This is a genomic window from Niastella sp. (assembly GCF_045805085.1).
In the GTDB taxonomy this organism is placed as follows: Bacteria; Bacteroidota; Bacteroidia; order Chitinophagales; family Chitinophagaceae; genus Niastella.
Window position 1 is genome coordinate 1 of the sequence record NZ_JBJMLX010000564.1, and the last position, 4632, is coordinate 4632.

Genomic DNA, 4632 nt, shown 5'->3' on the forward strand with positions numbered 1-4632 from the left:
AAAACATCCCTCTTTGCTTTTAAGATTTTGAAGTAGGAAGTAAGAAATTCGCGAACTTCTTACTTCCTACTTCTTACTTCGCTTATATTAACGTCAACTTCTTCTTTTAACTACAAGCATCTAATACTTCCTCAGCAGCGTTTCTTTCAACGCATTATAATCCGGTGCAATCAGTGTGCTCTGTTTCGTCAGCTTAAGCTGATCCTGAATAGCTGCAGGCACGGGCACCACTTCGCCAATAACCGGCTCCACTACATCATAAAACTTCACAGGGTGCGCAGTTTCCAGGAACATCCCTTTATCATCGGTATGTTGTTGTAAATAGCGTTGTAAAGCCAGGTAGCCCACAGCGCCATGCGGATCGGGCAGGTATTTATATTGCTGATACACTTCTTTCAACACCGCTCTTGTTTCATCGTCTGAAATGCTGTAACCGGTTAACACCTTACGCAGATCGCCCAGTTTATGATGGAACAATTCTAATATGCGTACAAAATTGCTGGGGTTGCCCACATCCATTGCATTGGAGATAGTAGCAATAGCTTTTTTCGGTTGATAGTCGCCATTAGCTAAATACGACGGCACTACTGCATTGGCGTTACAGGCCGCAATAAAATGCTTTACAGGTAAGCCGGAACAATAGGCCAGTAACCCAGCACAGATGTTTCCAAAATTACCGCTGGGCACCGAGATCACCGGTGGGTTCTTTTTATCGGCCCATTGCTTCCAGGCCAATACATAATAGAACTGCTGTGGCAACCAGCGCGCCACATTAATAGAATTGGCCGAGGTTAAGAAGATCTTTTTTGTCAGTTGCTCATCAACAAAAGCCTGTTTCACCATTTGCTGGCAATCATCAAAGGTGCCGGTCACTTCCAGTGCATGGATATTTTTACCTAACGTAGTCAATTGTTTTTCCTGCACCGAACTCACTTTACCTGATGGATACAGGATCACCACTTCAACCCCGGGCACATCATAAAAACCATGTGCTACTGCGCCACCAGTATCACCTGAGGTAGCTACCAGCACCACTACTTTCTCACTGTGTTCATGGGCAAAATGGCCCAGACAACGGCTCATAAAACGGGCGCCTACATCTTTAAACGCCAGCGTTGGCCCATGAAACAATTCCAGTGAAGAGATACGATCATTTACCGGCACCAGCGGGATGGGGAAATTGATGGTTTCTTTTACAATATCCTGTAGTGCGACATCAGCAATAGTTCCCGCTACATACGGCTGTATAAGCCGAAAGGCGATCTCTTCATTGCTGTACTGCTCTATATTCTCAAAAAAAGCTTTTTCGTGTACCGGTATGCTATGCGGAAAATACAATCCCTTATCAGGCGCCTGTCCTTTTATGGTGGCCTCTTTAAAATCTACATCGGGGGATTGCTTATTTAAACTATAATATTTCATTAGTAATGCTTAATTCGTGAATAGTGAATAATCTATGACCAATGGAGAAATTGGCAGAGGGCAGAAGGCAGAAGGCAGAAATGGTTCGCAAGGGTGTAACATTCCCTACTATTTTTCATCTTTCGCCCCATTATCAACCCTGTCAACTCTTTCAACCCTATCAACCTTCCTCTTTATTACTCATAATCTTCTTCTTTCACGTTAACAAGTCAACTTGTCAACCTGTCAACTTGTTAACTCGTCAACTGATCAACCCCACCTTAGCTCCTTCATAATTAATCATCGTCACATACGTCTTAAACTCTATGCCCAACCTGGTATATACATCGATCATTACATCCTCAACACCTTTGGCAACATACTCTTCCTTGCTCAGCATAAAAATAGAGGGGCCTGAACCGGAAATACCACCACCTAATGCACCGGCGTCTTTACTTTTCTTTTTCACCTCATCAAAACCGGGGATGAGGATGCTGCGCACGGGTTCGATGATCACATCTTCAAGCGAACGGCCAATGAGGTCATAATCGTTCTTCAAAAAACCAGCAACCAAACCGGCAATATTGCCCCATTGTTTGATGGCTGCTTTCAACTGCACTTCCTTACGTAAGATCTGCCGGGCATCTGAAGTACGCACTTCAATTTGCGGATGCACCACTGTTACATACATCGGTGGCGCTGTCAACGCAACAATATTCAAAGGGAAAATCGATTGAATAAGCGTTACGCCCCCATAAATACAGGGCGCAATATTGTCGGCATGTTTTACCCCGGAGGCTACTTTTTCGCCGTTCATGGCAAAGCGAACAAGGTCTTCCTTGGTGAATGGGTTGCCCAGCAAATAGTTGGCCCCTACTACGGCGCCCGCTGAACTGGCAGCGCTGGAACCCAATCCACTGCCGGGTTTTATTCTTTTATCTATAATTACTTCAAAGCCTACTTTCTCAGGATATTCCTCCATTAAAGCCAGTAAGGAGGCGCCGGCTACATTCTTTTCCGGTTCTACCGGTAAATCATAACCGTCTGCATGTGATATAACAATACCCGGTTCTTCCCGCAACCGCATGGTCATTACATCCTGCGGTTGTTGCAATGCCATGCCCAACACATCAAATCCACAAACCAGGTTAGCCACTGTTGCCGGTGCAAAGATCTGTACGCCCTTTAATTCTTTTGCCATTGTAATTCGTTTAACTAGTTTGATTCGCTTGACCTGTCTATATTAATGCGCTGCACGGATTATATCAGCAAACACACCTGATGCAGTTACTTCGGCACCGGCGCCAGCTCCTTTTACTACCAGGGGTTGATCGGGATAACGGTTGGTATAGAACAATACCACGTTATCCTTTCCATACAGGTGGTAAAAATCAGATTGTGAATCTACATGCTGCAAACCTACGGATGCCTTGCCGCCTTCAAACTTGGCTACAAATTTCAGCTTCTTGCCTGCTGCGGCTGCCTGCTGGTATATTTCTTTAAAATGCTTTTCCTGCTTTTCCATTTCTTTGTAGAAATCATCTACACTGCCTACCATACACGAAGCGGGCATAAAGCTATTGTTGGTAATAGTTTCCATTTCAAGATGCTCCCCTGCTTCCCGGGCCAGGATCATGATCTTGCGCATTACATCGGTACCACTCAGGTCTAACCGTGGATCGGGTTCAGTATATCCTTCCTCCTGCGCCTGTTTTACAACCTCGGCAAAACTGCGGGTGCCATCATAATTATTGAATACAAAGTTCAGGGTTCCGCTCAATACCGCTTCAATACGGGTAACCGCATCACCACTACGCATCAGATCGTTCAGGGTGCCAATCACCGGCAAACCTGCTCCCACGTTTGTTTCAAACAGGAAGAAGGCATTGTATTCACGGGCCAGGTCTTTCAGTTTTTTGTAATACTGGTAAGCCGATGAACAGGCTACTTTATTACAGGCTACCACCGAAATGCTTTTGGCGAGCAGCTGGTCATACACCTGCGCCACATGTTCATTGGCAGTAACGTCTACAAAAACGGAGTTACGCAGGTTTTTAGAATGAACGGTTTCCACAAATTTACCCAGATCGCTGGCTTCGCCCTGTTGCAGGTGTTCGCGCCAGCTATCCAGTTCGATGCCTTCATCGCTGAAAACCATTTTTTTGCTGTTGGCCATACCTACTATGCGTACCTGCAGGCGCATGTTCTGTTGCAGGTATTGCTGTTGTTGTTTTAACTGGGCCAGCAATTTGCTGCCTACATTACCGGTACCGGCAACGAACAAGTTTATTTGTTTATAGGTTGTTTCAAAAAAATCTTCGTGTAATACGTTGATGGCTTTTTTAACGTCTGCTGCTGCTATCACGGCTGAGATATTTCTTTCTGACGACCCTTGTGCTATGGCGCGGATATTCACCCCGTTGCGGCCAATGGCCCCAAACATTTTACCACTGATACCGGGATGGCTTTTCATATTATCTCCAACCAGGGCAACAATGGCAAGTCCTGTTTCAACCCGCAGGGGTTCAACGCGGCCCATTTCAATTTCGTAAGCAAATGTTTTATCTACCGCCTGTTTGGCTTTTTCGGCAAGGCCTTCATCAATACCCACACAAATGGAGTGTTCTGAAGAACCCTGGGTAATCAGGATCACATTTATAAAGTCGTTGGCTAATGATTCAAACAACCGGCGTGAGAAACCTGGTATGCCTATCATCCCACTTCCTTCCAGGCTCAGCAAGGCAATTTTATTGATGCTGGAAATACCACGGATGTTATTTCCATTTTTATGTACATCGTTCTCGATCACGGTTCCATGATCCTCCGGTGCAAAAGTGTTCTTGATCCATACCGGAATGTTCTTACTCATTACCGGTTGAATGGTAGGCGGATAAATTACCTTGGCGCCAAAGTGCGACAACTCCATGGCTTCCTGGTAAGAGATATGTGGTAATATCCTGGCATTGGGCACCAGGCGTGGATCGGCAGTCATCATCCCACTTACATCAGTCCATATTTCAAGTGTTTGCGCACTCACGGCGCCGGCAATGATGGCAGCGGTATAATCACTACCGCCCCGGCCTAAAGTGGTGGTATTTCCATAAGCATCGGCTGCTACAAAACCCGGCACAATAAACAAACGGGAAGAAGAAACCGAAAAGAAGTTGCTACAGAGAGCGTTGGTAACCGCAAAGTCTACCACTGCACTTCCATAGCGGGAATCAGTGCGGA

At 45.6% G+C, this 4632-nt stretch carries 3 protein-coding genes; all 3 read right to left on the minus strand.

The window, feature by feature from the left end; genetic code table 11:
- Positions 1-120: 120 nt before the first annotated feature.
- Positions 121-1422 carry a threonine synthase gene (thrC, locus tag ACJ751_RS29315; RefSeq protein ID WP_407749100.1) on the minus strand — a complete coding sequence of 434 codons (1302 nt, stop codon included), beginning with the start codon at positions 1420-1422 and terminating at the stop codon, positions 121-123.
- 241 nt (positions 1423-1663) lie between these two features.
- Complete coding sequence (locus tag ACJ751_RS29320; RefSeq protein WP_407749101.1) at positions 1664-2602, minus strand: homoserine kinase; 939 nt, start codon at positions 2600-2602, stop codon at positions 1664-1666.
- 42 nt (positions 2603-2644) lie between these two features.
- The coding region (thrA, locus tag ACJ751_RS29325) for a bifunctional aspartate kinase/homoserine dehydrogenase I (RefSeq protein ID WP_407749102.1) at positions 2645-4632 on the minus strand (1988 nt) is incomplete at its 5' end.

What these genes read in the sequence shown, in the direction of transcription:
- thrC (WP_407749100.1), bottom strand. Translation starts at nt 1,422, where the DNA reads ATGAAATATTATAGTTTAAATAAGCAATCCCCCGATGTAGATTTTAAA.
- ACJ751_RS29320 (WP_407749101.1), bottom strand. Translation starts at nt 2,602, where the DNA reads ATGGCAAAAGAATTAAAGGGCGTACAGATCTTTGCACCGGCAACAGTG.